This window comes from Bradyrhizobium sp. SHOUNA76 (genome assembly GCF_023006445.1).
In the GTDB taxonomy this organism is placed as follows: domain Bacteria; phylum Pseudomonadota; class Alphaproteobacteria; order Rhizobiales; family Xanthobacteraceae; genus Bradyrhizobium.
The window spans coordinates 1-1,424 of sequence record NZ_JALBHA010000878.1 but is presented as its reverse complement, the minus strand read 5'-3'; the positions used below and the strand labels follow the sequence as shown (position 1 = coordinate 1,424).

The 1,424-nt window shown below is 67.3% G+C and carries 2 protein-coding genes; one reads left to right on the top strand and one right to left on the bottom strand.

The window, feature by feature from the left end; translation table 11 throughout:
- Positions 1 to 295 (top strand): bifunctional hydroxymethylpyrimidine kinase/phosphomethylpyrimidine kinase (locus tag MOV74_RS38180; RefSeq protein WP_246932681.1); only part of this gene is annotated, 295 nt, incomplete at its 5' end.
- A 5-nt stretch (positions 296 to 300) separates the two neighbouring features.
- Here MOV74_RS38180 and MOV74_RS38175 read toward each other — a convergent pair.
- Entirely contained in the window at positions 301 to 1,422 is a 1,122-nt protein-coding gene (locus MOV74_RS38175) for a hypothetical protein (protein ID WP_246932679.1), read from the bottom strand.
- Positions 1,423 to 1,424 lie beyond the last annotated feature (2 nt).

Genomic DNA, 1,424 nt, shown 5'->3' with positions numbered 1-1,424 from the left:
CATCGACGTCGTCGCCACCGGCTGCACGCTCACCGATACGGCGGCGGGGCAGGTGGAGACGATCCTGTGCGCCGACGGCCAGTTGTCGCGCTTCGCGACGCCGCGCCTGCCCATCCGCCCCTACGGCACCGGCGATCTCCTCAATGGTCTGATCGCGGCCCACTTGGCCAAGGGCCAAGCGATCGAGACCGCAGTGCGGCTTGCGGTCGAGACGATTTTTGCGGTGCTGGTGCGCACGCAGGATGCGGGCACGGCCGAGATGCGGCTGGTACCGTTGCCGGGCCGCGCGACGTAACGGTCTCAGGTCGCGCGCTTGCCGGTCGATTGCGCCGATTTCTGCGGCTTCGCGGGACCCCTCTGCTCGCGTGCGGCCTGGGCCTTTGGTGGTTTTGCGTGGGCCGCTGCGCGCACCACCTTCTTGTTCTTGGACTTCACGCTGGCGACTTGCTTTCCGTCGCCCGTGCCACGGCGCGAGATGTATTCCTGGCCGTCGACCGGGCCGACATGCGGCGGATCGCGGCCGAGATAGGGCCGGCCGATGCCGTATGCCTTGCCGTTGGCGTCGACCCACTTCCACAGGATTTCGGTCGAGACCCAGCGCTGCGCGCGGTTGTTCCCCTGGGTGCTGACGATATCGGCCGCCATGCCGTGGCCGTAGCCGCCGCGCGTGCTGCCGCCATGATAGGAACGGTCGGAGGCGGCCTTCAAGCCGCTCGCGATCGACTGGCGATAGTCGTCGCGGAACGCACTGGTGATTCCGGGCGAGAGGCCGGCGGCTTCCGCGGCGAGCAGCGTGCGAAACAGCTTTCGCTTGAAGCTCTTGTCCATGCCGCCGATGACATAATCCATCATCGGCATGCCGGCGTGCTCGGCCGCCTTTGGATCCTTCCAGCCGAAATCCTGGTCGACCAGCTTCGTGAAGCTGCGCATCACCGTGACTGTCTTGCCCTTGCGCTTGACGGTGACGGCGCGGCGCTCCTGGACCTTGATCGAGTCCTCCTTTGCGGTGCGCTGATAGAGCGTCCAGAGATAGCGATCGATGCAGGCGTCCATGACGAAGCATTCGTCGAGGACGGCGACGGTGTCGGCCGGAGGTGATGCCTTGCTCACAGGCGTAAGGGGGCCGCTGGCGATCGCCGCGGGGGACAGTGCGTCCGTCGTTACGATCTCGGTGGGATCGGCAGATGCCAGTTTCACGGGCTCCGGTGCAGCGGCCGGCGTAGCCTCGCTGACGAGGGGCTCTGGTTCAGGCGATATCTGCGGCGCGGCTGGTGCCTCCGTCGGCAGTATCAACGCCGGATCGGCCGCGGCGAGCTTGACGGCGGGGGCGGGCGTCTCGGACACTGCTTCAGTGATCGTCAGGCCCGGTGCCGCGGCGACGGCAGCCGCGATGTCGGCGGTCAAGGCGATGCCGTCATCGATCG